This window comes from Neisseria sp. P0017.S009 (assembly GCF_051957375.1).
GTDB classification, from domain to species: Bacteria; Pseudomonadota; Gammaproteobacteria; order Burkholderiales; family Neisseriaceae; genus Neisseria; species Neisseria perflava.
This window is the reverse complement of record NZ_JBQCWL010000008.1, coordinates 106,420-129,722: the sequence shown is the minus strand read 5'-3', so window position 1 is coordinate 129,722 and position 23,303 is coordinate 106,420. Positions and strand designations below refer to the sequence as shown.

The window sequence follows — 23,303 nt, the reverse complement described above, 5'->3', positions numbered from 1 at the left end:
CGATAATTATGGCAAACCAAACCAATAGCAAAGCAAAAGCATTGTTAGGCTGGATGGACGCTCGCTTCCCTCTGTCTAAAATGTGGAATGAGCATTTGGCTCAATACTATGCGCCGAAGAACTTCAACTTCTGGTATTACTTCGGCTCTTTGGCCCTGCTTGTCCTTGTAATTCAAATCGTCAGCGGTATTTTCCTGACCATGAACTACAAACCGGACGGCAACCTTAACGCCTACCATCTGCCTGCTGCCTTTACCGCAGTAGAGTACATCATGCGCGACGTGTCCGGCGGCTGGATTATCCGCTACATGCACTCCACCGGCGCATCTTTCTTCTTCATCGTCGTTTATCTGCACATGTTCCGTGGTCTGATTTACGGTTCATACAAAAAACCTCGTGAATTGGTGTGGATTTTCGGTTCCCTGATTTTCTTGGCATTGATGGCAGAAGCCTTTATGGGTTACCTGTTGCCTTGGGGTCAAATGTCCTTCTGGGGTGCGCAGGTAATTATTAACCTGTTCTCCGCCATCCCTGTTATCGGTCCTGATTTGTCCACTTGGATCCGCGGTGACTTCAACGTCTCCGACGTTACTTTGAACCGCTTCTTCGCCCTGCACGTTATCGCAGTACCTCTAGTATTGCTCGGCTTGGTTGTGGCTCACATCATCGCCCTGCACGAAGTGGGTTCTAACAACCCTGATGGCGTTGAAATCAAGAAAAACAAAGACGAAAACGGTATTCCACGCGATGGTATCCCATTCCATCCTTACTACACTGTTAAAGACATCTTGGGTGTTGTTGTATTCCTGATTGTCTTCTGTTCTGTGTTGTTCTTTGCACCTGAAGGCGGCGGCTACTTCTTGGAAGCGCCAAACTTCGATGCAGCAAATGCGCTGAAAACACCTCCGCACATTGCGCCGGTATGGTACTTCACTCCGTTCTACGCAATTTTGCGTGCGATTCCTTCCTTTGCCGGTACTCAGGTATGGGGTGTAATCGGTATGGGTGCAGCAGTTGTCCTGATCGCCTTGTTGCCTTGGTTGGATAAAGGCGAGGTTAAATCTGTCCGCTATCGTGGCCCAATCTTCAAAACTGCGTTGGTTCTGTTCATCATTGCCTTCATCGGTTTGGGTATTTTGGGTGCAATGGTAGCAACTGATACTCGTACTTTGGTTGCACGTATCCTGTCTTTCGTCTACTTTGCATTCTTCCTGGGTATGCCGTTCTATACCAAACTGGATACCAACAAACCAGTTCCTGAACGCGTAACCATGAGCACTACTAAACAAAAAATTATGTTCTTTGTTTACGTCGGTATTACCGTTGTCGGTGCTTACTTGTTTGCAACCAATATCTGATGAGGGCAGCGAAAATGAAACAAACTTTGAAAAACTGGTTTGCTGCCTTATTGCTGGCAGTGCCTATGAGTGCAGCCGTCGCCAGCGGCGGCCATGCAAACTACGAAAAAGTCGATATCGACCTGCGTGATCAAGTCAGTCTGCAGCACGGTGCGCAAATCTTTACAAACTACTGTTTGTCTTGCCACTCTGCAAGCGGTATGCGCTTCAACCGTCTGAAAGATATTGGTTTGACTGAAGATGAAATCAAGAAAAACCTGATGTTCACAACAGACAACGTTGGTGATGTAATGGTAGCGGCAATGGATCCGAAAGATGCCTCCAAATGGTTGGGTGCGCCTCCGCCGGATTTGACCCTGATTGCTCGTTCTAAAGGTGCAGATTACCTGTACGCTTATATGCGCGGTTTCTATAAAGACCCAACTCGTCCGAACGGTTGGAACAATACCGTTTTGGCCGGCGCGAGTATGCCTCACCCATTGTGGGAGCAACAAGGTGTTCAAGCCGTTGAGTTGGATGCCAAAGGTCAGCCCGTTATGATTAAAGACGAGCATGGCAACCTGACTCCTAAACTGTATTGGGAATCTACCGGTCTGCACAGCCGTCGTCTGCCTAATGGTAAAGTAATCCAAAAAGAGTACGATGCGTATGTGCGCGATTTGGTAAACTACCTGGTATACATGGGTGAGCCTGCTCAATTGCAACGCCACCGTATCGGTTACATGGTTTTGACATTCCTGTTTGCCGTAATGTTGCCGTTGGCGTACTTCCTGAAAAAAGAATTCTGGAAAGACGTTCATTAATTCTTTTGAATCAAAAAGGCAAACCTGTTTCAGGTTTGCCTTTTTTGTTTGCTTAATCAATTTATGTCGGATTAATGCAAATCTAAAAATTGCTTAATGTAAACAGTGTGTTATTTTAAATTTCTGGATTAAGTATTTGAAATTATGTATAATTCTTTCTGAATTTTTATAAGGCTTAAGGCCGTCTGAAAAGATTGATCAGGAGTAGAAGATTATGATGACTTTGTATTCGGGTATTACTTGTCCATTCAGCCAACGTTGCCGTTTTGTATTGTATGAAAAAGGCATGGATTTTGAAATCAAAGATGTGGACGTGTTCAATAAACCCGAAGACTTGGCTTTGATGAATCCGTATAACCAAGTACCGGTTCTGGTTGAGCGTGATTTGATTTTGCACGAATCAAACATCATCAACGAATACATTGACGAGCGTTTCCCTCATCCTCAGTTGATGCCGGGTGATCCTGTTATGCGCGGTCGCGGCCGTTTGGTACTGTACCGTATGGAAAAAGAATTGTTCAGCTTGGTGCAAGTGTTGGAAAACCCTGAATCTACCAATAAAGAACAAGCCAAAGCGCGTGAAGCCATTGGCAATGGTTTGACACTGTTGGCACCGTCTTTTACTAAAAACAAATACATCTTGGGCGATGACTTCTCCATGATTGATGTTGCCTTATCTCCACTGTTGTGGCGTTTGGACTATTACGACATCAAACTGGGTAAATCTGCTGCGCCTTTGCTGAAGTACGCCGAGCGTATTTTCCAACGCGAAGCCTTTATTGAAGCATTGACACCGGCTGAAAAAGCCATGCGCCGTTAAAGGACGGATCTATGGCAACTTCAACCAAACCGTATTTGTTGCGTGCTTTGTATGAATGGTGTTTGGATAATAACCAAACACCGCATATCGTGGCTTGGGTAAATGAACATACCCGTGTGCCGATGCAGTATGTACGCGACAATGAGATTGTTTTAAATATTGGCCCTACTGCCAGCCATAACTTGAATATCGACAACGAGTGGGTCAATTTTTCTGCACGCTTTTCCGGCGTAGCGCACGAGATTTGGATTCCGGTCGGTCATATTGTCAGTATATTTGGCCGCGAAAGTGGAGAGGGTATGGGGTTTGAGGTAGAACCATATCAGCCTGCTTCTATCGAAGCTGCAGTGGCCGAAGATAAAAAAGCTGAATCTGCGGAAGAAAAACCGAAAAAAGTATTGAAGCTTGTGAAGTAATTAAAGATAAAAGGCCGTCTGAAATGTTTCAGACGGCCTTTATTGATTGGGTATTGAAATGGCAAAATTAATGAGCAATCAGTTATTAATTAAGCCAAACAAAAAAGCTCTTGCGTTTAACAAGAGCTTTTTTGTTTAGTGGTGGAGGTAAGCGGGATCGAACCGCTGACCTCTTGCATGCCATGCAAGCGCTCTACCAACTGAGCTATACCCCCGAAATTTGGTGGCGAATCAGGGACTCGAACCCCGGACACAAGGATTATGATTCCTCTGCTCTAACCGACTGAGCTAATTCGCCGTTTCGTGAAGTCGCTATTATAGTTTTTTTTGAATATTTGGCAAGCGCTAATTTTGGTTTTTTTTATTTCTTATTGTTTTTAAAAAATAAAAAGTAGGTTGTCAGGCTATAGCTTATGGCAAATATCGCCGTGGCTAAAGCCTGCCCAGTCGATATCGATGTTTTTGCCAAAAGCGATCACTTTAAAAAGTTCGCCCATTTCATGCTGATGTATCAGTTTCTGTACTGCGGCGGCTGCTTGGATGTATTCAACTGAATCTGGGCTGCCGATTTGTGCCAGCAAATCGGTGATGCCGAGATTGAGCAGGAAATAAGATTGGGGCAGGTAGCCGATTAAGTCCAAACCTGATTCTATGCCGGCGCGTGCAATATCGGTGAAATTGACATGTGCAGTCAGATCGGTCAGGCCGATGTTGAAAAATGGGTCATGGATGGTGTGGTGGCGATAGTGGCCGATAAATGTGCCTTCTTTGCGTTGCGGATGGTAATACTGGGCGGCGTCGAAGCCGTAATCGATAAATATCATACCGCCGCGCTGCAATTTGGCGGCCAGGGTTTGGATAAAGGCATATTGTGCAGGATGTAGCTCGCTTGTGTATGAATGGAGGGGAGGGAGGTACAAGGAGGCTGTTTGTATCAGTTCGGCTTGGGTCAATGGTCTGATGGCTTCGATTAGCTCGTCATTCTCTAGGCTCACGCCGATTTGTTGAAACCCTTCATCTTGATAAATCAAGCGTTCCACCGGCATGGCATCCAATACTTCGTTGCCGATGATGATGCCGTCAAAGTGTTCGGGTAATGTGGTGAGGTGGATGACTTTTGTGGCTGCTTCGGGGGAAGTATGTTCAAGAATATGTTGGCGTTGTCTCTCTGCAAGCTCTGCTGATAGTTCGATAATATAGTAATGATTTAGGCCGTCTGAAAGGTTTTGCAAGAGTGTGGCAGCGAGATGACCTGTACCTGCACCAAATTCATAGATATTGCCTGCTGTTTGCGGCAGTAATTCGGCAAGTTGTTTGGCAAGGGTTTGTCCGAATAGGGGGGAGAGGGTGGGGGCGGTAATGAAGTCGCCGTCCGTACCGATTTTATGGCTGCCTCCGCTGTAATAGCCGTATTGAGGTGTGTAAAGGGCAAGCTCCATAAAACGGGAGAAGGGTATCCAGTTTTGATGTTGTTCAATTTCGTTTTTTATAAGCTTGGTCAGGTGTGCTGAAGAGGCTTGTGCATCAGGGGAAGGAAGGGGGAGTTGTGGCTTCATGACTGTTAGATAATGTAAAAAATTTGAATTTGTTTGTATATTATAGCCCCTTGTGAGAGGGGTGGTAATCGGGTGTAAAAATACTATATGTAGTATTTTAAAAACATAAACAATACTAGATATGGTGTTTTATGCCATATAAAATGGCTAGCATATTAATTTGTCATGCATTTTTGTATATATAAGCTATTGAATTTTAAGTGTTTAGTGTTTCATTTCAGATAAAGGGTTGATTTGACCTGATTGCCAAAATTTCTTATAGTGTCGGTTGGTGGGGCATAGTGGGTGAAAGTGGTTACTTTTTCCTAAAAAGTGTTCCGTAGAAGTGAAGACGAAATATTTTAGGAAGGTGGGATTTTTAATCCCACTCTAGTTTTATTTTAATCGAATTTGGGGTGTAATGTGTTTGGCGGTGCTCATGAATTGAGTATGGACAGTAAAGGGCGGTTGGCGATTCCTGCCAAATTCCGCGATATTTTGCTGCGCCGTTATACGCCTGCAATTGTGGTCACACTGGATTCCCGAAAAAAATTATTGATGTACCCCGAGCCCGTTTGGGAAGAAAAAGCCGAGCAGATTTTGAAGTTGAAAGTGGCCGGCAATGAAGCTTTGCAACGGTATCAGAATTTGCTGCTGCACAATGCGGAGATTTTGGAGTGGGATAGCGCCGGACGCGTTTTGATTCCGGCCAATCTGCGCAAACGCGTAGATTTTGAAAAAGAAGTTACTTTGGTTGGCCGTGCAAACCGTATGGAGTTGTGGGGCCGCGAACATTGGGAAGAGGAAATGAATCAGGCTTTGGATATCGATCCTGATGAATTGGCTTTCCAATTGAGTCAAACGGATTTGCAATTGTGAGTAAAGTTGAAAATTATCAGCATGTTACTGTCTTGTTGCATGAGGCGGTGGATGCGTTGGCAATCCGTGAAGATGGGATTTATGTGGACGGTACGTTCGGCAGGGGAGGGCATTCCCGGCTGATTTTGTCGCGTTTGGGCAAGCAGGGTCGTTTGGTTGTTTTTGACAAAGACCCTGAGGCGATTGCGGTAGCCAATGAGCTGGCGGTGCAAGATAAACGTGTCAGTGTCGTACACAATGGTTTTGAAACATTTCAGACGGCCTTGGATGAATTGGGCATCGATAAGATTGACGGTGCGCTTTTTGATTTGGGGATTTCGTCGCCGCAAATTGACGATGGCAGCCGCGGATTCAGTTTCCGCTTTGATGCGCCGTTGGATATGCGGATGGATCCGACTCGCGGGATGTCTGCGGCAGAATGGATTGCAACCGCATCCGAACAGGATTTACACGAGGTAATTAAGAATTATGGTGAAGAGCGGTTTAGTCGCCAGATTGCGCGCGCCATTGTTGCGCAACGCGAGGAGAGTCCCATCGATACAACCCGCAAGCTGGCGCAGCTTGTGGCGCAAAACGTCCGTACTCGTGAGCGCGGACAAGACCCTGCTACGCGCACCTTCCAAGCAGTTCGCATCTTTATTAACCGCGAGCTCGAAGAGGTAGAGGCAGTTTTGCCGCAGGTTGCAGGCCGTCTGAAAGAGGGTGGACGCTTGGCCGTCATTGCGTTCCATTCGCTGGAAGACAGAATTGTGAAGCAGTTTATTAAAAAATATTCGCAACATGCGCCTTTGCCCCGTTGGGCGGTGGTCAAGGAAGCGGATTTGCCTCAACCGCCTTTGAAGGCTGTGGGCAAAGCAATCAAACCGGGTTCGACAGAGACTGAAACCAATCCGCGTGCGCGCAGTGCAGTTTTGCGTGTGGCGGAGCGCAGCAGCGGCGAATTTTCGGTTGTTGACTAGGGAAAGCGTTTCGGCATTGTCGCAAGGGATGTTTCTGTTGACAGGCCGTCTGAAAGTTTGAAATGGGTAAGTTGAATATTTTATTACTGGTTTTGGTGACGGTTTCTGCCTTTGCCGTAGTGTTTAAGCAAAACCAGTCGCGCTTGCACTTTATCGAGTTGGATAAGGCGCAAAAGCGGGAAATTCAGTTGGAACAGGATTACGCGCGCTTGAAACTGGAGCAAGCAAGATTGGCAAACCACAAACTGATTAAAGTGGCGGCCGAAAAGCAACATCTGCTTCCGCCGGGTGCGCATAATACGGCTATGCTGGAACGCAAAAAATAAGAATATAGCCTTGTTTTCAAGGTGTTTACGGGAATTAATAGCTCACTGAGCAGCTAAGTCATGAGAAGTCCAACATGTTAATTAAGAACGAATATAAACCTCAAATGCTGTCTGGAACCACAAAAACAAAAAAACCGCTGACAAGTAACGGACGTATTGGTTTGGTGCTGGGTGCCGTTGCGCTGGCATTTACCGGTCTGTTGGTGCGCGGGGTTTATCTGCAAACCAGTCAGCATGAGTTTTTGAAAAATCAGGGCGACCAACGTTTTGTGCGCACACTTCCGCTGCCTGCATCACGCGGTATGATTACCGACCGCAATGGTGCTACATTGGCGTTGAGTGCGCCTACCGAATCATTGTATGCCATGCCTTCCGGCATGGAGGAAATGCCGACTGACGAGCAGTTAGAAAAACTGTCGGCCATTGCCGATGTGCCTGTTGAAGTTTTGAAAAATAAATTGTCTAAAAAAGACAAAGGCTTTATCTATCTGAAACGTCAACTCAGCTACGAGAAAGCAGAAGAAATCAAAGCATTGGGCATTAAAGGTATCGCATTCCAAAAAGAATTGAAACGCCATTACCCGATGGGCAATCTGTTTGCGCATGTTATCGGTTTTACCAATATCGACGGCAAAGGTCAAGAGGGCTTGGAGCTTTCCCGTGAAGACAGTCTGCGCGGTGAAGATGGTGCGAAAGTCGTATTGCGTGACAACAAAGGTAATATCGTTGACAGCCTCGACTCTCCACGCAACAGCGTGCCTAAAAATGGCCAAGACATGATTTTGTCTTTGGATCAGCGTATTCAAACGCTGGCTTATGACGAGTTGAACAAGGCTGTGGCTTATCACAAAGCCAAAGCGGGTACGGTTGTGGTATTGGATGCGCAAACCGGCGAAATTTTGGCTTTGGTCAACAGCCCTGCTTACGATCCGAATCAACCGGGTCAAGCCAATAGCGAACAGCGCCGTAACCGCGCCGTAACCGATATGATTGAACCCGGTTCTGCAATGAAACCGTTTACCATTGCCAAAGCATTGGATTCCGGTAAAGTGGATGCAACCGATACGTTCAATACCCTGCCTTACAAAATCGGTCCGGCTACCGTACAAGATACCCACGTTTATCCTACTTTGGATGTGCGTGGCATTATGCAAAAATCTTCCAACGTCGGCACCAGTAAACTTTCTGCCATGTTTACGCCTAAAGAAATGTACGATTTCTATCACGATTTAGGTGTGGGCGTGCGCATGCATTCAGGCTTTCCTGGTGAGACTGCAGGTTTGTTGAGAAGCTGGCGCAGATGGCAAAAAATCGAACAGGCAACTATGTCTTTCGGCTATGGTCTGCAATTAAGCCTGTTGCAATTGGCGCGTGCCTATACTGTCCTGACCCATGACGGCGAATTGTTGCCTGTCAGCTTTGAAAAACAAGCGGTTGCACCTAAAGGCAAGCGCGTCATCAAAGCCTCTACTGCGAAAAAAGTGCGCGAGTTGATGGTTTCCGTTACTGAAGCCGGTGGTACCGGTACTGCCGGTGCTGTCGATGGTTTCGACGTAGGTGCGAAAACCGGTACGGCGCGTAAACTGGTCAATGGCCGCTATGTAGACAACAAACACGTTGGTACGTTCATCGGTTTTGCCCCGGCTAAAAATCCACGCGTGATTGTGGCCGTTACCATCGACGAACCGACTGCCAACGGCTATTACGGCGGCGTGGTTGCCGGTCCCGTATTCAAAGAAGTCATGAGCGGAAGCTTGAACATCTTGGGTGTTTCCCCGACCAAGCCTTTAAGTAATACCGCTACCGTCAAAGTACCGTCATAATCCAAACAATCAAAGAGATATTGTTTATGTTCAGCAAGTTAACCCCCTTGGCTGAAACCAACTTTCCGCCTCTGCTGTGTGAAAACGCAGCAGGGCGTTTGTTGCATTCAGACAGCCGACAAATTAAACAGGGTGACATTTTCGTTGCCTGTCAGGGCGAATATACAGACGGCCGCAGCTATATTCCTGCCGCCATTGCCAACGGTGCAACCTTTGTTTTTTGGGATGATGACGGCAAATTTACATGGAATCCCGAATGGAACGTTCCTAATCAAGGCATTAAAGATCTGAAACATCGCGCCGGTATGTTGGCGGCGCAGGTTTACGGTAATGTTTCAGACAGCCTTAAAGTTTGGGGCGTAACCGGTACCAACGGCAAAACCTCTATCACACAATGGCTGGCGCAAGCTGCCGATCTGTTGGGCGAAAAAACCGCCATTATCGGCACAGTCGGCAACGGCTTTTGGGGCACATTGGAAGAAACCACACATACCACACCTGCTCCTGTCGATGTCCAAACCCTGCTCTACCGCTTCCGCCAGCAAGGCGCAACAGCCGCCGCGATGGAAGTTTCCAGCCACGGCCTTGACCAATCGCGCGTCAACGGCGTGCCGTTTCGCAGCGCAATCTTTACCAATCTCACCCGCGACCATCTCGACTATCACGGCACCATGGAAGCCTATGGTGCCATCAAATCGCGCCTGTTCTACTGGCATGGTCTGCAACACGCCATCATCAATGTCGATGATGAATACGGTGCAGAACTCGCAGGCCGTCTGAAAAAAGACTGTCCCGATTTAGCCGTTTATGGCTATGGTTTCAGCGAGCAAGCCGATATCCGCATTACCGATTTCACCGCTTCTTCAGACGGCATGGAAGCCGTATTCCAAACACCATGGGGCGAAGGAAAATGCCGTACCCGTCTGCTCGGACGATTCAACGCGCAAAACCTCGCCGCCTGCGTTGCCTTGCTGTGTGCCAACGGTTATCCACTCAATAACGTTTTGGAAGTACTGGCAAAAATCCGTCCCGCTTCAGGCCGCATGGATTGCATTATGAACAGCGGCAAACCTTTGGTCGTTGTCGATTATGCCCACACGCCGGATGCACTGGAAAAAGCACTCTCCACTTTGCAGGAAATCAAACCGCAGGGCGCGGCTTTGTGGTGCGTATTCGGCTGCGGCGGCAACCGAGACTGCGGCAAACGCCCATTGATGGGTGCGGCAGCAGTTCAGGGTGCCGATAAAGTAGTGGTTACCAGCGATAACCCGCGCTTGGAAAATCCTCAAGACATCATCAACGATATTTTGCCTGCTGTATCTAATCCTGAACGTGTCGAAGTTGATCGTGCCGTTGCCATCCGTTATGCGGTTGAGCAGGCTGCCGCTAACGACATCATTCTGATTGCTGGTAAAGGGCATGAAAACTATCAGGATGTACAAGGCGTGAAGCATCATTTCTCCGATTTTGAAATCGCAGAAAAAGCATTGGCAGAGCGCGGTTAAGCCATATCGCAAATGTTCAGACGGCCCGAAACCTTAAGGCCGTCTGAAAAAGATTTAAACATATACAATAAAAGCAATACGACACACGCATTACGGCACGTCAGCCATTAAACCCATCACAGTTGTTTGTTTCGGAAGACTTTTTAATAAGGCCGTCTGAACAACAAGGAGACCGATTTGATGCTGAAAATGCCGACAAAAACCTTATTAATCAGTGCAGCCGTAGTTTTATTTGCAGGCTGTACAACCAAACAACTTCCGCGTCCTACTGCCGAAATCGAGCAGTTGAGGGCGCAACAGCCTCCGGTCGAGCAAAGCCTGCCGAATCCCGTTAAAGGCAAGCGTTTTGACGACACTTGGGGCGCAGCGCGCAGTCAGGGGCGAAGGCATGAAGGTGTGGATATTTTTGCTAAGAAAAACACGCCGATACGCAGTACCACGCCCGGTATCGTCACCAAAATCGGGCGCAACCGATTGGGCGGTAAAGTTATCGGTATTCAAGGGCCGGGTGCGTGGCATTACTATGCCCACCTCAATAAATTTGCCCGTATCCGCCTGTATGAACGAGTAAAAGAAGGACAGGTCATCGGCTATGTCGGTAAAACCGGCAATGCCAGAACCACACCGGCCCACCTGCATTACGGTGTATATCTGCCGAACGGCGCGGTGAATCCGTATCCGCTGATTAATCAGAACAGATAGGCCGTCTGAACAAGATTTGAGAGTATGAACGCAAAGAAATTGGTTAAGGCAACGAATATCGTCGGTATGGTGGCAGTTGTGCTGCTGGTGTACTGGGTATTTGTTCTGATTCTATCCAATGTTTTCGGGCTTAAGGTGTTCCGCGAATACATTACGGAAATTTTCCTGATGAGTATTTTGGGGATTTTTGCCGTGATGGCGGGTGCCTTGATACTGAACATCATGCTGAATTTGACCCGTATTGCCGAGCGAGGACAAGAGGAAGAAAGCAAAGGTGGCCGAAAAACCTTATATTTGTTGTTGGCAGTATTTCCCGTTTTAGCAGCCCTGTTATTTGGCGGAAATTATCTGACTGTTCAGAAAAAACGTCAGATTTTGACTCAATCTCTAGAGCGTATCGTCAAGGATAATCCATCGCAAATCAATGCATTGGCAGATTATCGTTTTGATTTTGCGTATATTAAAAAAGCAGCGTTAATCCTTGAGCTGATGTCGAAGGAAGATTCTGCCTTTAAAGCAGCTACAGTGATTGTGCCGGATACGATCGGTAATAAACAGGTTTATTTGGCTTTCTCAGCTGATTCCCAGTTAAGTGGGATTGATGAGCAGGCACCCAATGCTCGGGGAGTAGGCGATGATAATGGTTTTGTCGTTACTCGGAATGGCAATAAAGAAACAATCAGCAAAACGCAATATCTTTATGCCCCAAATCTGAGCGAGCGTGAATACTTGCAGAGGGTATTTGCTGGACAAACAAATGAAATACGTTATGAGGCAAAAGATGGCAATTACAGCCTTTGCCACCCCTACCGCCAAAACGGTGAAACCATTGTATTGTGTTTTTCCGATTACCAGCAGTACGGGAAAATCGGCAGTTGATAAGAGAAAGTGATTTGTAGTATGAAAAGTTGGTTTTCCAATACATTTCCTGAATATAAAAAATTGCCCAAAAGCGGCAAATTTATGGCATGGCTGACTTTTGTGCAGGGCGTGGTTTGGTTGATTCTGGCATCAATTCAGAGTGTGCAAGGACTGATTAACAGCATAGCATGGGCTGTGTTTTTTGGGATTTTACTTTTCATTTTGGGTATGTTGGCGTTGTCTGCAGCATGGAATGCGTTTAAATTCCGTGAAGTCGGTTTTAAGAGAATGACATATGTGTACATGCCATGCTTATTGCAAATTGCTTTTGCAAGCGATGTATTTTCTTTTGTATTTTATATAGATAGTGTATTGAAACTATGGTTCAGCCTTACGGTAAATAAGCTTTCTGTCGGTGTAAATTTTGCCGCTATTCTTTTTATTGTGCTGGCAGGACGTAATTATCGTCATTTAAAAATGGTTTCCCAAAATACGGATAAAAATGTGGAACCGTTAGAACAAGTAGAACAAGGACAAGAAACACAATCATGAAACCACTAGACCTAAATTTCATCTGTCAAACGCTCGGCCTTCCGGTGCCGTCTGAAAATCAACCCGTTTCGCGTATTGTTACAGACAGCCGCGATATTCAGGAAGGCGACGTATTTTTCGCGCTTGCCGGAGAGCGCTTTGACGCGCATGACTTTGTTGAAGATGTTTTGGCAGCAGGGGCAACGGCAGTTGTGGTTTCGCGCGAAGATTGTGCGGCTTTGAAAGGCGCATTGAAGGTTGACGATACGCTTGCGGCTTTGCAAAAACTGGCGAAGGCGTGGCGTGAAAATGTGAATCCGTTTGTCTTTGGCATTACCGGCTCTTCCGGTAAAACGACGGTTAAAGAGATGTTGGCCTGCGTATTGCGTCATCGATTCGGTAATGAAGCTGTGTTGGCGACTGCCGGCAATTTTAACAATCATATCGGCCTGCCGCTGACTTTGTTGAAACTGAACGAAAAACACCGCTACTCCGTCATTGAAATGGGTATGAACCATTTTGGCGAATTGTCTTTGCTGACCCAAATTGCCGGTCCGAATGTTGCTCTGGTTAATAACGCTTTGCGCGCGCATGTCGGTTGCGGTTTTGATGGCGTCGGCGATATTGCTAAAGCAAAAAGTGAAATCTACGAAGGTTTGCTTTCAGACGGCATTGCGCTGATTCCGTGCGAAGATGCCAATATCGCTACATTTGAAGCTGCTACTGCGCAATTGAATGCTCAGACTTTCGGCGTTGCCAGTGGCGATGTCCATGCAGAAAATATTGAGTTGAAACCGTTGTCCTGCGAATTTGATTTGGTGCGTGGCAATGAACGTGTTGCCGTGGTGTTGCCAGTCCCCGGCCGTCACAATGTGCATAATGCCGTAGCGGCGGCTGCTCTGGCTTTGGCGGCAGGTTTGAGCCTTGCCGAAGTTTCAGACGGCCTGAAAAATTTCAGTAATATCAAAGGTCGTCTGAATATCAAGCAAGGCATTAAAGGCGCGACTTTGATTGACGATACTTATAATGCCAACCCCGACAGTATGAAAGCCGCCATTGATGTGCTCGCTGCTATGCCTGCGCCGCGTATTTTTGTGATGGGCGACATGGGCGAATTGGGTGAGGACGAAGCCGCCGCCATGCACGCCGAAGTTGGCGCGTATGCACGGGATAAAGGCATCGAGGCCGCATATTTTGTCGGCGACAACAGCGTTGAAGCAGCGGAAACGTTTGGCGCGGAAGGTTTGTGGTTTGCTGACAAAGATCCGCTGATTCAAGTGTTGAGCCACGATTTGCCTGAACGCGCTACTGTATTGGTCAAGGGATCACGCTTTATGAAGATGGAAGAAGTGGTCGAGGCACTGACGGATAAAGAGGTTGTCTGAAAATGGAACAGAAAAGGAAACGGCCTATACTGTTGCAGGTTATCGTTGGGATGATGGTAGTGGCAGCAGTTTTATGGCCGGTTGCAGTGTGGCAGTACATCAAAGATGTAGGATTTGAGACAATAAGCGAAGCATACGAAAGCACAAGAGGACGTTGGGGTTGGTTTGAATTTTGGTTAGGAAATTTTCATTTGCTTGTGCAAGTGATATTGATGCTGGTTAGTGCTGTTGGATTATGGAGAGGTAAGGATTGGGCGCGTAGGTTATGGCTGTATACTGTATATCGTCTACAATATGGTCGGTTATTTGGTTTCCCCTAGAATCGGGTTTCCATTGTTGGATGTCATTATTCGCGCTGCAATTTGTTACAGCTTGTTTTGCTTACATCCCAAGGATTATTTTCAGACCCAAGAAAATAAAACTTAAGAAGGCCGTCTGAAATATGAAAAAGATTTTACTATTGACTGGTTTGCTGATTGCCGCGTTTTATGCCGGAATGAAAGTACAGGCATTTATCTATGAAGATACCTGCTTGGATTTAGGCGGCGGAAAGAATCCCGGAAACTATCCGATTTGCGTGGTAGAGAAATAATCTTACTCAATAAGGCCGTCTGAAATTTCAGACGGCATACCGATTTATTTTTAATTGGGCAATAAGCCCACTGTAACAACAAAAACAAAAAAGGAAGCCCCATGTTTTTATGGCTCGCACATTTCAGTAACTGGTTAACCGGCCTGAATATTTTTCAATACACCACATTCCGTGCCGTGATGGCTGCGCTGACTGCTTTGGCGTTTTCTCTATTGCTTGGTCCGTGGACCATCCGCAAGCTGACTGCGCTTAAAGTCGGCCAAGCCGTCCGTACTGACGGCCCTCAAACCCACCTGATCAAAAACGGTACGCCAACCATGGGCGGCTCGCTGATTTTGACCGCTATTACCGTGTCCACAATTTTGTGGGGCAACTGGGCAAATCCTTATATCTGGATTCTCTTAGGCGTCTTGCTTGCTACCGGCGCACTCGGTTTTTACGACGACTGGCGTAAAGTGGTTTATAAAGACCCTAACGGCGTGTCTGCCAAATTCAAAATGGTGTGGCAGTCCAGCGTTGCCATCATCGCCGGTTTGGCGTTGTTCTACCTTGCGACAAATTCTGCCAACAATATCCTGATTGTTCCCTTCTTCAAACAAGTTGCCTTGCCGCTTGGCGTAGTTGGCTTCTTGGTATTGTCCTACCTGACCATCGTCGGCACATCCAATGCCGTTAACCTGACCGACGGATTGGACGGCTTAGCCGCATTCCCCGTTGTACTTGTCGCCGCCGGTCTTGCTATCTTTGCCTATGCCAGCGGCCACTCCCAATTTGCCCAATACCTGCAATTGCCTTACGTTGCCGGCGCAAACGAAGTGGTGATTTTCTGTACCGCCATGTGTGGTGCGTGTCTCGGCTTTTTGTGGTTTAACGCCTATCCGGCACAAGTCTTTATGGGCGACGTCGGCGCGCTCGCGCTTGGTGCGGCGCTCGGTACCGTTGCCGTCATCATCCGCCAAGAATTTGTCCTCGTCATCATGGGCGGCCTGTTTGTTGTTGAAGCCATTTCCGTTATGTTGCAAGTCGGTTGGTACAAACGAACCAAAAAACGCATCTTTCTGATGGCGCCGATTCATCACCATTACGAACAAAAAGGCTGGAAAGAAACCCAAGTCGTTGTCCGCTTCTGGATTATCACCATCGTCTTGGTGCTGATTGGTTTAAGTACCCTCAAAATCCGCTAAATCTCCAAAGGCCGTCTGAAAGTTTCAGACGGCCATTATGTAAGGTAAGCATGCTTGCCTGAATCCTACGTCCCAAAATAAATCCCGCAATAATCCACACAGAAAGTCTCCAAACATGTACCAATCTTTCGGCGGCGCAACCGGCATCCGCACCCTGACCGACCGTTTCTACGACTTAATGGAACTTGAGCCGAAATACCAAGCCTTACGCCAAATGCACGGCGAAGACATGACCCTGATACGCGAAAAGCTCTACGAATTTTTCAGCGGCTGGCTCGGCGGTCCACAACTCTTTGTCGAAAAATACGGCCATCCCCAACTGCGTGCCCGCCATATGCCTTTTGCCGTCAACGTACAAGTCCGCAACGAATGGATCGCCTGCTTTGCCCAAGCCATGAGCGAACTGGACATCGATAAAGCACTTGCCGAGCCGGTTTTAATCCAAGTTTTTGCCATGGCAGATTGGTGTCGTAACCAAAACGAAGACGGTATCGAACCGCCTATGCCGCCAATGGCGGTTGACCCATGGGTGCGCACACCGGAATTGCAGCAGATTTTGAGTAGCTACGGTGTAAACAGATTTTTTGAGGAATTTTCAGATTAAGTCTGTTTGAAAATGCTGCTATGACATTAAAGAATATAAGAGAGAATGTAAAATGAAAAATTGGTTAAGAAAAATAGCAGTTGCTTTGTTTGGATTCGGACAGATGGCTAATACAAGTGATATCCCAAATTTTGCAGAAACAGAGCAAGAAGCCAAACAAGGGAATGCTGCATCCCAATTTAATTTAGGTTTGATGTATTACTTGGGGAAAGGGGCTACCAAAGATTATAAACAGGCAGAACATTGGTTCCGTAGAGCGGCAGAACAGGGGGATGTTGAAGCGCAGAGCAATCTAGGGGGATTATATTATAAGGGACAAGGTATTGCTCAAGATTATGAGCAAGCCAAATATTGGTTTCAAAAAGCTGCTGCACAAGGCTTTGCTAAAGCTCAGTATGATTTAGGAACAATCTATTTTTTTGGTAAAGGCATTGAACAAGATTATGATCAAGCAGCTCAATGGTATGAAAAGGCGGCAGAACAAGGGTATCTTGATGCCCAATACAATTTAGCCATTATGTATGATAACGGATTAGGTGTCGGTAAAGCTCCTGAGAAGGCGTTCCAATGGTATCGAAAGGCGGCGGAGCAGGGAGATAATCAAGCACAATATACTGTGGCTACAAGGTATATGCATGGTTTAGGCGTGCAAAAAGATTTTAAACAGGCGGTGCTATGGCTACATCGTGCAGCAGATCAAGAAAATATCAAAGCTCAATCAGATCTTGGCGTGGCTTATCATAATGGATTCGGTGTTCGTCAAGATGATAAGCAGGCCTTATATTGGTATCGTAAAGCAGCGGAGCAAGGAAGTTCTGAGGCCCAATACAATTTAGGTGTAATGTATCTAAAAGGGCAAGGTGTACGTCAAAGTAAAATAGTTGCTAAAGAATGGTTTAAGAAGGCTTGTGCTAATGGAGACAAGCAAAGTTGTGATGCTTATCAAAAATTGGATTAGGCAGGATATTAAATTTTGCTAAGGGCCGTCTGAAAAACTAGGATAAAACAGAAATAATAATTTGAATGTAATGGATTTTAAAATGAAGGTTTCGGTGAAAAAAATAATAATGGGTGTGATGGCTTGCTTTGGGTTAGGGCAGGCAGCTTTAGCTGAAAGTATTCCGGATTTTAAGAATATGCTGAGAGCTGCGGAGCAAGGAGATCCAGAAGCTCAATTAAGTATTGGAGCAATGTATGCGAATGGACAGGGTATTAGTCAAGACAACAGGCTAGCAGTGCAGTGGTTTCGTAAGGCAGCAGAGCAAGAGAATGCTAAAGCTCAATTTAACTTGGGTGTAATGTATCAGCTGGGGCAAGGTGTTGGTCAAGATTATGTACAGGCGGCAGAATGGTATCGTAAGGCTGCCGAACAGGGTGATACTGGAGCTCAAAATAATTTGGGTATGTTGTATCAAAATGGGCAAGGTGTTAGTCAAGACTATGCTCAGGCTGCGGAATGGTTTTATAGGGCTGCGAATCAGGAAAATACAGATGCTCAGTTAAATTTGGGTATGCTGTATGCTAATGGGCAAGGTGTTGGCAAAGACTATGAGAAGGCGTTGAAATGGTTTCGTAGAGCGGCTGGTCATGGAGATGCCATAGGTCAGTATAATTTAGGTGTGGCATATGCTAACGGGGAAGGAGTGCATCAGGATTACATACAGGCTATAGGATGGTATCGTAAAGCTGCGGAACAAGGGAATGTAGATGCACAATATAATTTAGGCGATATGTATGCGAGTGGGGAAGGTGTACGTCAAGATTATGTAGAGGCGATTAAGTGGTACAGAAAGGCAGCAGAGCAGGGAGATGCTCAAGCTCAATTTAATTTGGGCATGATGTACCTTCAAGGGCAAGGAGTCCGTCAAGACAATGCACAGGCAGTGCAGTGGTTTGGCAGGGCGGCAGAACAAGGGCATGCTAAAGCCCAATATAATTTGGGTGTAATGTATGCCAATGGGCAAGGAATTCGTCAAGATGATGTACAGGCGGTGAGGTGGTATCACAAGGCTGCAGAACAAGGTGTTGCTCAAGCGCAATTCAATTTGGGTATAATGTATGATCAAGGGCAAGGAGTTCGTCAAGATGATGCACAGGCAGTGCATTGGTATCGTAAGGCGGCAGAGCAAGGATATGCAGAAGCCCAATATAATTTTGGTGTGATGTATGCCAACGGAGAAGGTGTTCGTCAGAATTATAAGATTGCCAAAGATTGGTTTGGTAAGGCTTGTGATAATGGATTGCAACGAGGTTGCGATGCTTACCGAGAATTGAATCAGAAAGGATATTGAATCCTTATTCAAAGGCCGTCTGAAAAACTTAGGACAAAACCAAAATGACTTTTCAAAATAAAAAAATCCTCGTCGCCGGACTAGGCGGCACGGGCATTTCTATGATTGCCTACCTGCGCAAAAACGGCGCGGAGGTTGCCGCGTATGATGCGGAGCTGAAACCGGAGCGCGTGTCGCAAATCGGTAAGATGTTTGACGGGCTGGTGTTTTATACGGGCCGTCTGAAAGATGCGTTGGATAATGGTTTCGATATTTTGGCGCTCAGTCCCGGCATCAGCGAGCGTCAGCCAGATATCGAGGCGTTCAAGCAAAACGGTGGGCGCGTGTTGGGCGATATCGAATTGCTGGCGGGCATTGTGAACCGCCGCGGCGACAAGGTGATTGCGATTACCGGCAGCAACGGCAAAACGACGGTAACGAGCTTGGTCGGCTATCTCTGCATCAAGTGCGGGCTGGATACTGTCATCGCGGGCAATATCGGCACGCCGGTTTTGGAAGCGGAATTGCAGCGCGAAGGCGAAAAGGCGGACATGTGGGTGTTGGAGCTTTCCAGCTTCCAACTGGAAAACACCGAAAGCCTGCGCCCGACTGCGGCGACGGTGCTGAACATTTCCGAAGACCATCTCGACCGCTACGACGATTTGCTCGACTACGCGCATACCAAAGCCAAGATTTTCCGTGGCGATGGCGTGCAGGTTTTGAATGCAGACGATGCGTTCTGCCGTGCGATGAAGCGTGCCGGGCGCGAGGTGAAATGGTTTTCGTTGGAACATAAAGCCGATTTTTGGTTGGAACGTGAGACAGGATGCCTGAAACAAGGCAATGAGGACTTGATTGCCACGCAAGACATTCCGTTGCAAGGTCTGCACAACGCCGCCAACGTTATGGCTGCCATCGCCTTGTGCGAAGCGGTCGGTTTGCCGCGCGAAGCATTGCTCGAACATGTTAAAACCTTCCAAGGCCTGCCGCACCGCGTGGAAAAAATCGGCGAGAAAAACGGCGTGGTGTTTATCGACGACAGCAAAGGCACGAACGTCGGTGCGACTGCCGCCGCGATTGCCGGTTTGCAAAATCCGCTCTTTGTAATTTTGGGCGGCATGGGCAAAGGGCAGGACTTCACGCCTCTGCGCGACGCGCTTGCCGGCAAGGCAAAAGGCGTGTTCCTGATCGGTGTCGATGCGCCGCAAATCCGTCGCGATTTGGACGGCTGCGGTCTGAATATGATCGACTGCGCCACTTTGGAAGAAGCGGTGCAGAAGGCATACGCCCAAGCCGAAGCGGGCGATATCGTGTTGCTCAGCCCAGCTTGTGCGAGCTTCGATATGTTTAAAGGCTATGCACACCGTTCGGAAGTGTTTATTGAAGTGTTCAAAGCTTTGTAAGGCCGTCTGAAAGATGAAAGTTGGGTTGAAGATCGGCTTGGCGGTAGCTATGCTTTCGGCTGTCGCCGCTTTAGTATTTTGGTTTGCCGCGCCGATTCGTTCCACGACAACCGTAGCCACGCCAAGCGAAGCGGCGTTGCCTGAAAATGCCGTTATCGACAGGTTGGTTGTGCATAAAAGCAAGCGCACCATGTCGGCGTACTCGCAAGGCAGGTTGCTGAAAACCTATCCCATTTCGTTGGGCAAGCAACCGGTCGGGCATAAACAGTTTGAAGGCGACGGCAAAACGCCTGAAGGAAAATACCGCATCAATGAGCGTAATCCCAATAGCGGCTACCATAAAAACCTCGGTGTTTCCTATCCCAACGAAGCCGATAAAGCCTACGCTGCGGCACAAGGCAAAAGCCCGGGCGGGTTGATTAAAATCCACGGCATGAAAAACGGCTGGGGTTTTATCGGTAAAAAACACCTGCAAAAAGACTGGACCAACGGCTGCATCGCGGTAACAGACGAAGAAGTCGACGAACTCTACCGCAGCGTAAAACACAACGCGGAAATTGAGATTCTGCCGTAGGTTTTATGCCTGTTGAAGTGATGGGGCGGTTGTAACGGGTAGTCGATTGCTTATCATGCCGTCTGAAAAGCTCGACAGGGCAGGGGACTTGATACTGGGATTTTTATCTAAAATAAGCCGCCAATCCTTTCTAAGGATAGGTCAACACGCTTTCTCTTTTTTGAACCGTAGATTCTGAATTGTTGGTTTGGAAATAAACCTTTAAAATAACGTTAATTCATTTTTTCAGACGGCCTCTTGCCCATTTGCAGGCCGTCTGAATATTTTATTCAAGCCGTTACGGATGTTTTCATGATTAGTCTTTCCAAAATGCTTGACCGGCCGATTGCGCGCGATGGTCGGAAGTTTGATGTTTCTCTCTTGTGGATGGTCGTCTTAATGACGGTCTTCAGCCTGATTATGATTTATTCGGCTTCTATTGCGTATGCAGCATCGGAAGGGGGCAGCCAGTTTTCTTTTGTGTCCAAACAGGCAATGTTTATCCTGTTTACAGTGGCTATATGCTTGCCGCTTTTCCTGCTGAAGATGAGTTTCTGGCGGCGGATTATTCCGTTTTATTTTGCTGTTTCAGGTTTGCTGTTGTTGCTGGTTTTGTTTGTCGGCCGTGAGATTAATGGCGCGACGCGCTGGATTCATATCGGGCCGCTCAACTTGCAACCGACTGAATTTTTCAAATTGGCGACGGTCTTGTATTTGTCCAGCCTGTTTACGCGCCGTGAAGAAATGTTGCGCGATTTGGATTCTTTGGGTTGGTCGTCTTTGTTTACCGGTATTGGCGATTTGGTGTGCAGCCCTTTTAAAAGTGAAGCTTGGGTAAGGGTAAAGGAACGTTTCCGCAAGTTTAAGACCTTGATTCTGCCGATTATGTTGGTGGCGTTCGGTTTGGTTTTGATTATGGGTCAGCCGGACTTTGGCTCGTTTGTCGTGATTGTCGTGATTACCATGGGTATGCTGTTTTTGGCGGGCTTTCCGTGGAAGTATTTTGCCGTATTGGTGGCGACCGTTGTGAGTGGTATGGGTTTGTTGATTTTGGCCGCACCTTACCGTATGGCGCGTGTGGCGGCGTTTTTGGACCCTTGGAGTGATCCTTTGGGTAAAGGCTATCAGCTGACACATTCCTTGATGGCGATTGCGCGCGGCGGCTGGTTTGGCGAGGGCTTGGGAGCAAGTTTGGAAAAACGTTTCTACCTGCCTGAAGCGCATACTGACTTTATTTTTGCCGTCATCGGCGAAGAATTCGGCTTTTTAGGGATGCTGGTTTTGGTGTTCTGCTACGGCTGGCTGGTGTGGCGCGCGTTTTCCATTGGCAAGCAGGCGCGTGATTCGGGCTTGATGTTCAGCGCGTATATTGCCAACGGTATCGGTATTTGGATTGGTATTCAAAGTTTCTTCAATATCGGTGTAAACATCGGTATCCTGCCTACTAAAGGCCTGACTCTGCCGTTTATGTCTTACGGCGGTTCGGCTGTCTTTATCATGCTGGTGTGCGTTACTTTGTTATTGCGCATTGATTATGAAAACCGCCAAAAAATGCGCGGTTATTCGGTGGAGTAAAACCATGAGCGGTAAAACTTTTATGCTGATGGCCGGCGGTACGGGCGGCCATATTTTCCCTGCATTGGCGGTTGCCGAGTCGCTGCAAAAGCGCGGCCATCATGTGATTTGGCTGGGCAGTCAGGATTCGATGGAAGAGCGCATTGTGCCGCAATACGGCATACGCTTGGAAACGCTGGCGATTAAAGGCATCCGCGGCAACGGCATCAAGCGCAAGCTGATGTTGCCGTTTACACTGTATAAAACCGTCCGTGCGGCTCAGCAGATTATTAAGAAACACCGTGTCGAGTGTGTTATCGGTTTTGGCGGTTTCGTTACTTTCCCCGGCGGCTTAGCGGCAAAAATTTCCGGTGTGCCGATTGTGATTCACGAGCAAAACGCCGTAGCCGGTTTGTCCAACCGCCAATTGTCGCGTTGGGCAAAACGTGTCTTGTACGCTTTCCCCAAAGCCTTTCAACATGAAGGCGGCTTGGTGGGTAATCCTGTCCGTGCCGATATTGCGGCATTGCCTGTTCCCGAAGAACGCTTTGAAAACCGTCAAGGCCGTCTGAAAGTTTTGGTGGTGGGCGGCAGTTTGGGTGCGGATGTGTTGAACAAAACCGTTCCGCAAGCTTTGGCATTATTGCCTGAGGAGGTTCGTCCGCAAATGTATCATCAGTCCGGCCGCAATAAATTGGGCAACTTGCAGGCGGATTACGATGCGTTGGGTGTGCAAGCCGAGTGCGTCGAATTTATTACCGATATGGTGTCTGCCTACCGCGATGCCGATTTGGTAATTTGCCGTGCCGGCGCGCTGACGATTGCCGAATTGACGGCTGCCGGTTTGGGCGCATTGCTGGTGCCGTATCCGCACGCAGTGGACGACCATCAAACAGCCAATGCGCGTTTTATGGTACAGGCTGAAGCTGGTTTGCTGCTGCCGCAAACTCAACTGACGGCAGAAAAACTGGCCGAAATCCTCGGCGGATTAAACCGTGAAAAATGCCTGAAATGGGCGAAAAATGCCCGTACCTTGGCGTTGCCGCACAGTGCGGACGATGTGGCGGAAGTTGCCATCTCTTGTACCGAATAAGCAGGCAGACTTCGAGTAAAGGCCGTCTGAAAAGTTGATTAACGGCGTTTCAGACGGCCTTTATTGCTTTTGTTAAAATTCCTTTACAATAAAAGCATAGCGCAGAAGCGGATAGCCCTTTAAAATAACGCCTTTACGCACTAAAAA

The 23,303-nt window shown here is 47.5% G+C and carries 23 protein-coding genes and 2 tRNA genes; 22 read left to right on the top strand and 3 right to left on the bottom strand.

The window, feature by feature from the left end; genetic code table 11:
• Nucleotides 1–8: 8 nt before the first annotated feature.
• The 4 genes from ACTHTG_RS10200 to ACTHTG_RS10185 all read left to right on the top strand — a co-directional run bounded on the left by ACTHTG_RS10200 (nt 9) and on the right by ACTHTG_RS10185 (nt 3,397).
• Complete coding sequence (locus tag ACTHTG_RS10200; RefSeq protein ID WP_003681866.1) at nt 9–1,358, top strand: cytochrome b; 1,350 nt, start codon at nt 9–11, stop codon at nt 1,356–1,358.
• 14 nt (nt 1,359–1,372) lie between these two features.
• Nucleotides 1,373–2,161 (top strand): cytochrome c1, encoded by a 789-nt coding sequence (locus ACTHTG_RS10195; protein ID WP_180947878.1) that lies wholly within the window; start codon nt 1,373–1,375, stop codon nt 2,159–2,161.
• Between the two features lie 214 nt (nt 2,162–2,375).
• A complete protein-coding gene (locus ACTHTG_RS10190; protein WP_039861850.1) occupies nt 2,376–2,981 on the top strand; it encodes a glutathione S-transferase N-terminal domain-containing protein in 606 nt (201 codons plus the stop codon).
• Between the two features lie 11 nt (nt 2,982–2,992).
• Nucleotides 2,993–3,397, top strand: a complete 405-nt coding sequence (locus tag ACTHTG_RS10185; RefSeq protein WP_049335344.1) for a ClpXP protease specificity-enhancing factor — start codon at nt 2,993–2,995, stop codon at nt 3,395–3,397.
• Nucleotides 3,398–3,536: 139 nt separating this feature from the next.
• Here ACTHTG_RS10185 and ACTHTG_RS10180 read toward each other — a convergent pair.
• From ACTHTG_RS10180 to ACTHTG_RS10170, 3 genes are all read right to left on the bottom strand, one after another.
• Nucleotides 3,537–3,612, bottom strand: a tRNA-Ala gene (locus tag ACTHTG_RS10180).
• Between the two features lie 6 nt (nt 3,613–3,618).
• A tRNA-Met gene (locus ACTHTG_RS10175) sits at nt 3,619–3,695 on the bottom strand.
• Nucleotides 3,696–3,801: 106 nt separating this feature from the next.
• Nucleotides 3,802–4,953, bottom strand: a complete 1,152-nt coding sequence (locus tag ACTHTG_RS10170) for a class I SAM-dependent methyltransferase (protein WP_049335342.1) — start codon at nt 4,951–4,953, stop codon at nt 3,802–3,804.
• Nucleotides 4,954–5,355: 402 nt separating this feature from the next.
• On the opposite strand from ACTHTG_RS10170, the gene mraZ reads away from it, so the two are divergent.
• From mraZ to murG, 18 genes are all read left to right on the top strand, one after another.
• Entirely contained in the window at nt 5,356–5,811 is a 456-nt protein-coding gene (mraZ, locus tag ACTHTG_RS10165) for a division/cell wall cluster transcriptional repressor MraZ (RefSeq protein ID WP_039861849.1), read from the top strand.
• Nucleotides 5,808–6,770, top strand: a complete 963-nt coding sequence (rsmH, locus tag ACTHTG_RS10160) for a 16S rRNA (cytosine(1402)-N(4))-methyltransferase RsmH (protein WP_004518896.1) — start codon at nt 5,808–5,810, stop codon at nt 6,768–6,770. Before mraZ ends, rsmH begins: the two co-directional genes overlap by 4 nt.
• A 62-nt stretch (nt 6,771–6,832) precedes the next feature.
• Nucleotides 6,833–7,096, top strand: a complete 264-nt coding sequence (ftsL, locus tag ACTHTG_RS10155; protein ID WP_003681879.1) for a cell division protein FtsL — start codon at nt 6,833–6,835, stop codon at nt 7,094–7,096.
• Between the two features lie 74 nt (nt 7,097–7,170).
• Nucleotides 7,171–8,919, top strand: a complete 1,749-nt coding sequence (locus ACTHTG_RS10150) for a peptidoglycan D,D-transpeptidase FtsI family protein (protein ID WP_004518895.1) — start codon at nt 7,171–7,173, stop codon at nt 8,917–8,919.
• A 26-nt stretch (nt 8,920–8,945) separates the two neighbouring features.
• The gene (locus ACTHTG_RS10145; protein ID WP_004518894.1) at nt 8,946–10,424 is read left to right on the top strand and encodes a UDP-N-acetylmuramoyl-L-alanyl-D-glutamate--2,6-diaminopimelate ligase; all 1,479 of its coding nucleotides are present in this window, start codon (nt 8,946–8,948) and stop codon (nt 10,422–10,424) included.
• Nucleotides 10,425–10,604: 180 nt separating this feature from the next.
• Nucleotides 10,605–11,126, top strand: a complete 522-nt coding sequence (locus ACTHTG_RS10140; protein WP_049335339.1) for a M23 family metallopeptidase — start codon at nt 10,605–10,607, stop codon at nt 11,124–11,126.
• 24 nt (nt 11,127–11,150) lie between these two features.
• Nucleotides 11,151–12,005, top strand: coding sequence for a hypothetical protein (locus tag ACTHTG_RS10135; protein WP_004518892.1), 855 nt, complete (start codon nt 11,151–11,153; stop codon nt 12,003–12,005).
• Nucleotides 12,006–12,026: 21 nt separating this feature from the next.
• Nucleotides 12,027–12,539, top strand: a complete 513-nt coding sequence (locus tag ACTHTG_RS10130) for a hypothetical protein (protein WP_004518891.1) — start codon at nt 12,027–12,029, stop codon at nt 12,537–12,539.
• Complete coding sequence (locus tag ACTHTG_RS10125) at nt 12,536–13,903, top strand: UDP-N-acetylmuramoyl-tripeptide--D-alanyl-D-alanine ligase (RefSeq protein WP_004518890.1); 1,368 nt, start codon at nt 12,536–12,538, stop codon at nt 13,901–13,903. The genes ACTHTG_RS10130 and ACTHTG_RS10125 overlap by 4 nt, the downstream gene beginning before the upstream one ends.
• 442 nt (nt 13,904–14,345) lie before the next feature.
• A complete protein-coding gene (locus ACTHTG_RS10120) occupies nt 14,346–14,495 on the top strand; it encodes a hypothetical protein (RefSeq protein WP_049335337.1) in 150 nt (49 codons plus the stop codon).
• A 101-nt stretch (nt 14,496–14,596) separates the two neighbouring features.
• Entirely contained in the window at nt 14,597–15,679 is a 1,083-nt protein-coding gene (gene mraY, locus ACTHTG_RS10115; RefSeq protein WP_004518887.1) for a phospho-N-acetylmuramoyl-pentapeptide-transferase, read from the top strand.
• Between the two features lie 115 nt (nt 15,680–15,794).
• Complete coding sequence (locus ACTHTG_RS10110) at nt 15,795–16,283, top strand: group II truncated hemoglobin (protein ID WP_004518885.1); 489 nt, start codon at nt 15,795–15,797, stop codon at nt 16,281–16,283.
• Between the two features lie 52 nt (nt 16,284–16,335).
• Nucleotides 16,336–17,241: an SEL1-like repeat protein gene (locus tag ACTHTG_RS10105; RefSeq protein WP_308538530.1), complete on the top strand. Its 906-nt coding sequence runs from the start codon at nt 16,336–16,338 to the stop codon at nt 17,239–17,241.
• Between the two features lie 70 nt (nt 17,242–17,311).
• Nucleotides 17,312–18,574, top strand: coding sequence for a tetratricopeptide repeat protein (locus ACTHTG_RS10100; protein WP_004518882.1), 1,263 nt, complete (start codon nt 17,312–17,314; stop codon nt 18,572–18,574).
• A gap of 44 nt (nt 18,575–18,618) precedes the next feature.
• Nucleotides 18,619–19,956: a UDP-N-acetylmuramoyl-L-alanine--D-glutamate ligase gene (murD, locus tag ACTHTG_RS10095; protein ID WP_308538529.1), complete on the top strand. Its 1,338-nt coding sequence runs from the start codon at nt 18,619–18,621 to the stop codon at nt 19,954–19,956.
• 13 nt (nt 19,957–19,969) lie between these two features.
• A complete protein-coding gene (locus ACTHTG_RS10090) occupies nt 19,970–20,530 on the top strand; it encodes a L,D-transpeptidase family protein (RefSeq protein WP_004518880.1) in 561 nt (186 codons plus the stop codon).
• A gap of 291 nt (nt 20,531–20,821) precedes the next feature.
• Nucleotides 20,822–22,084, top strand: a complete 1,263-nt coding sequence (locus ACTHTG_RS10085) for an FtsW/RodA/SpoVE family cell cycle protein (RefSeq protein ID WP_004518878.1) — start codon at nt 20,822–20,824, stop codon at nt 22,082–22,084.
• Nucleotides 22,085–22,088: 4 nt separating this feature from the next.
• Nucleotides 22,089–23,156 (top strand): undecaprenyldiphospho-muramoylpentapeptide beta-N-acetylglucosaminyltransferase, encoded by a 1,068-nt coding sequence (murG, locus tag ACTHTG_RS10080; RefSeq protein ID WP_004518877.1) that lies wholly within the window; start codon nt 22,089–22,091, stop codon nt 23,154–23,156.
• Nucleotides 23,157–23,303: the final 147 nt, after the last annotated feature.

Coding starts and splice junctions, on each gene's coding strand:
- ACTHTG_RS10100 (WP_004518882.1), top strand. CDS start 17,312: ATGGATTTTAAAATGAAGGTTTCGGTGAAAAAAATAATAATGGGTGTG.
- ACTHTG_RS10140 (WP_049335339.1), top strand. CDS start 10,605: ATGCTGAAAATGCCGACAAAAACCTTATTAATCAGTGCAGCCGTAGTT.
- ACTHTG_RS10110 (WP_004518885.1), top strand. CDS start 15,795: ATGTACCAATCTTTCGGCGGCGCAACCGGCATCCGCACCCTGACCGAC.
- ACTHTG_RS10090 (WP_004518880.1), top strand. CDS start 19,970: ATGAAAGTTGGGTTGAAGATCGGCTTGGCGGTAGCTATGCTTTCGGCT.
- ACTHTG_RS10195 (WP_180947878.1), top strand. CDS start 1,373: ATGAAACAAACTTTGAAAAACTGGTTTGCTGCCTTATTGCTGGCAGTG.
- ACTHTG_RS10145 (WP_004518894.1), top strand. CDS start 8,946: ATGTTCAGCAAGTTAACCCCCTTGGCTGAAACCAACTTTCCGCCTCTG.
- murG (WP_004518877.1), top strand. CDS start 22,089: ATGAGCGGTAAAACTTTTATGCTGATGGCCGGCGGTACGGGCGGCCAT.
- ACTHTG_RS10125 (WP_004518890.1), top strand. CDS start 12,536: ATGAAACCACTAGACCTAAATTTCATCTGTCAAACGCTCGGCCTTCCG.
- ftsL (WP_003681879.1), top strand. CDS start 6,833: ATGGGTAAGTTGAATATTTTATTACTGGTTTTGGTGACGGTTTCTGCC.
- ACTHTG_RS10170 (WP_049335342.1), bottom strand. CDS start 4,953: ATGAAGCCACAACTCCCCCTTCCTTCCCCTGATGCACAAGCCTCTTCA.
- ACTHTG_RS10200 (WP_003681866.1), top strand. CDS start 9: ATGGCAAACCAAACCAATAGCAAAGCAAAAGCATTGTTAGGCTGGATG.
- murD (WP_308538529.1), top strand. CDS start 18,619: ATGACTTTTCAAAATAAAAAAATCCTCGTCGCCGGACTAGGCGGCACG.
- ACTHTG_RS10190 (WP_039861850.1), top strand. CDS start 2,376: ATGATGACTTTGTATTCGGGTATTACTTGTCCATTCAGCCAACGTTGC.
- ACTHTG_RS10130 (WP_004518891.1), top strand. CDS start 12,027: ATGAAAAGTTGGTTTTCCAATACATTTCCTGAATATAAAAAATTGCCC.
- ACTHTG_RS10105 (WP_308538530.1), top strand. CDS start 16,336: ATGAAAAATTGGTTAAGAAAAATAGCAGTTGCTTTGTTTGGATTCGGA.
- ACTHTG_RS10185 (WP_049335344.1), top strand. CDS start 2,993: ATGGCAACTTCAACCAAACCGTATTTGTTGCGTGCTTTGTATGAATGG.
- ACTHTG_RS10120 (WP_049335337.1), top strand. CDS start 14,346: ATGAAAAAGATTTTACTATTGACTGGTTTGCTGATTGCCGCGTTTTAT.
- ACTHTG_RS10135 (WP_004518892.1), top strand. CDS start 11,151: ATGAACGCAAAGAAATTGGTTAAGGCAACGAATATCGTCGGTATGGTG.
- ACTHTG_RS10085 (WP_004518878.1), top strand. CDS start 20,822: ATGATTAGTCTTTCCAAAATGCTTGACCGGCCGATTGCGCGCGATGGT.
- mraY (WP_004518887.1), top strand. CDS start 14,597: ATGTTTTTATGGCTCGCACATTTCAGTAACTGGTTAACCGGCCTGAAT.
- ACTHTG_RS10150 (WP_004518895.1), top strand. CDS start 7,171: ATGTTAATTAAGAACGAATATAAACCTCAAATGCTGTCTGGAACCACA.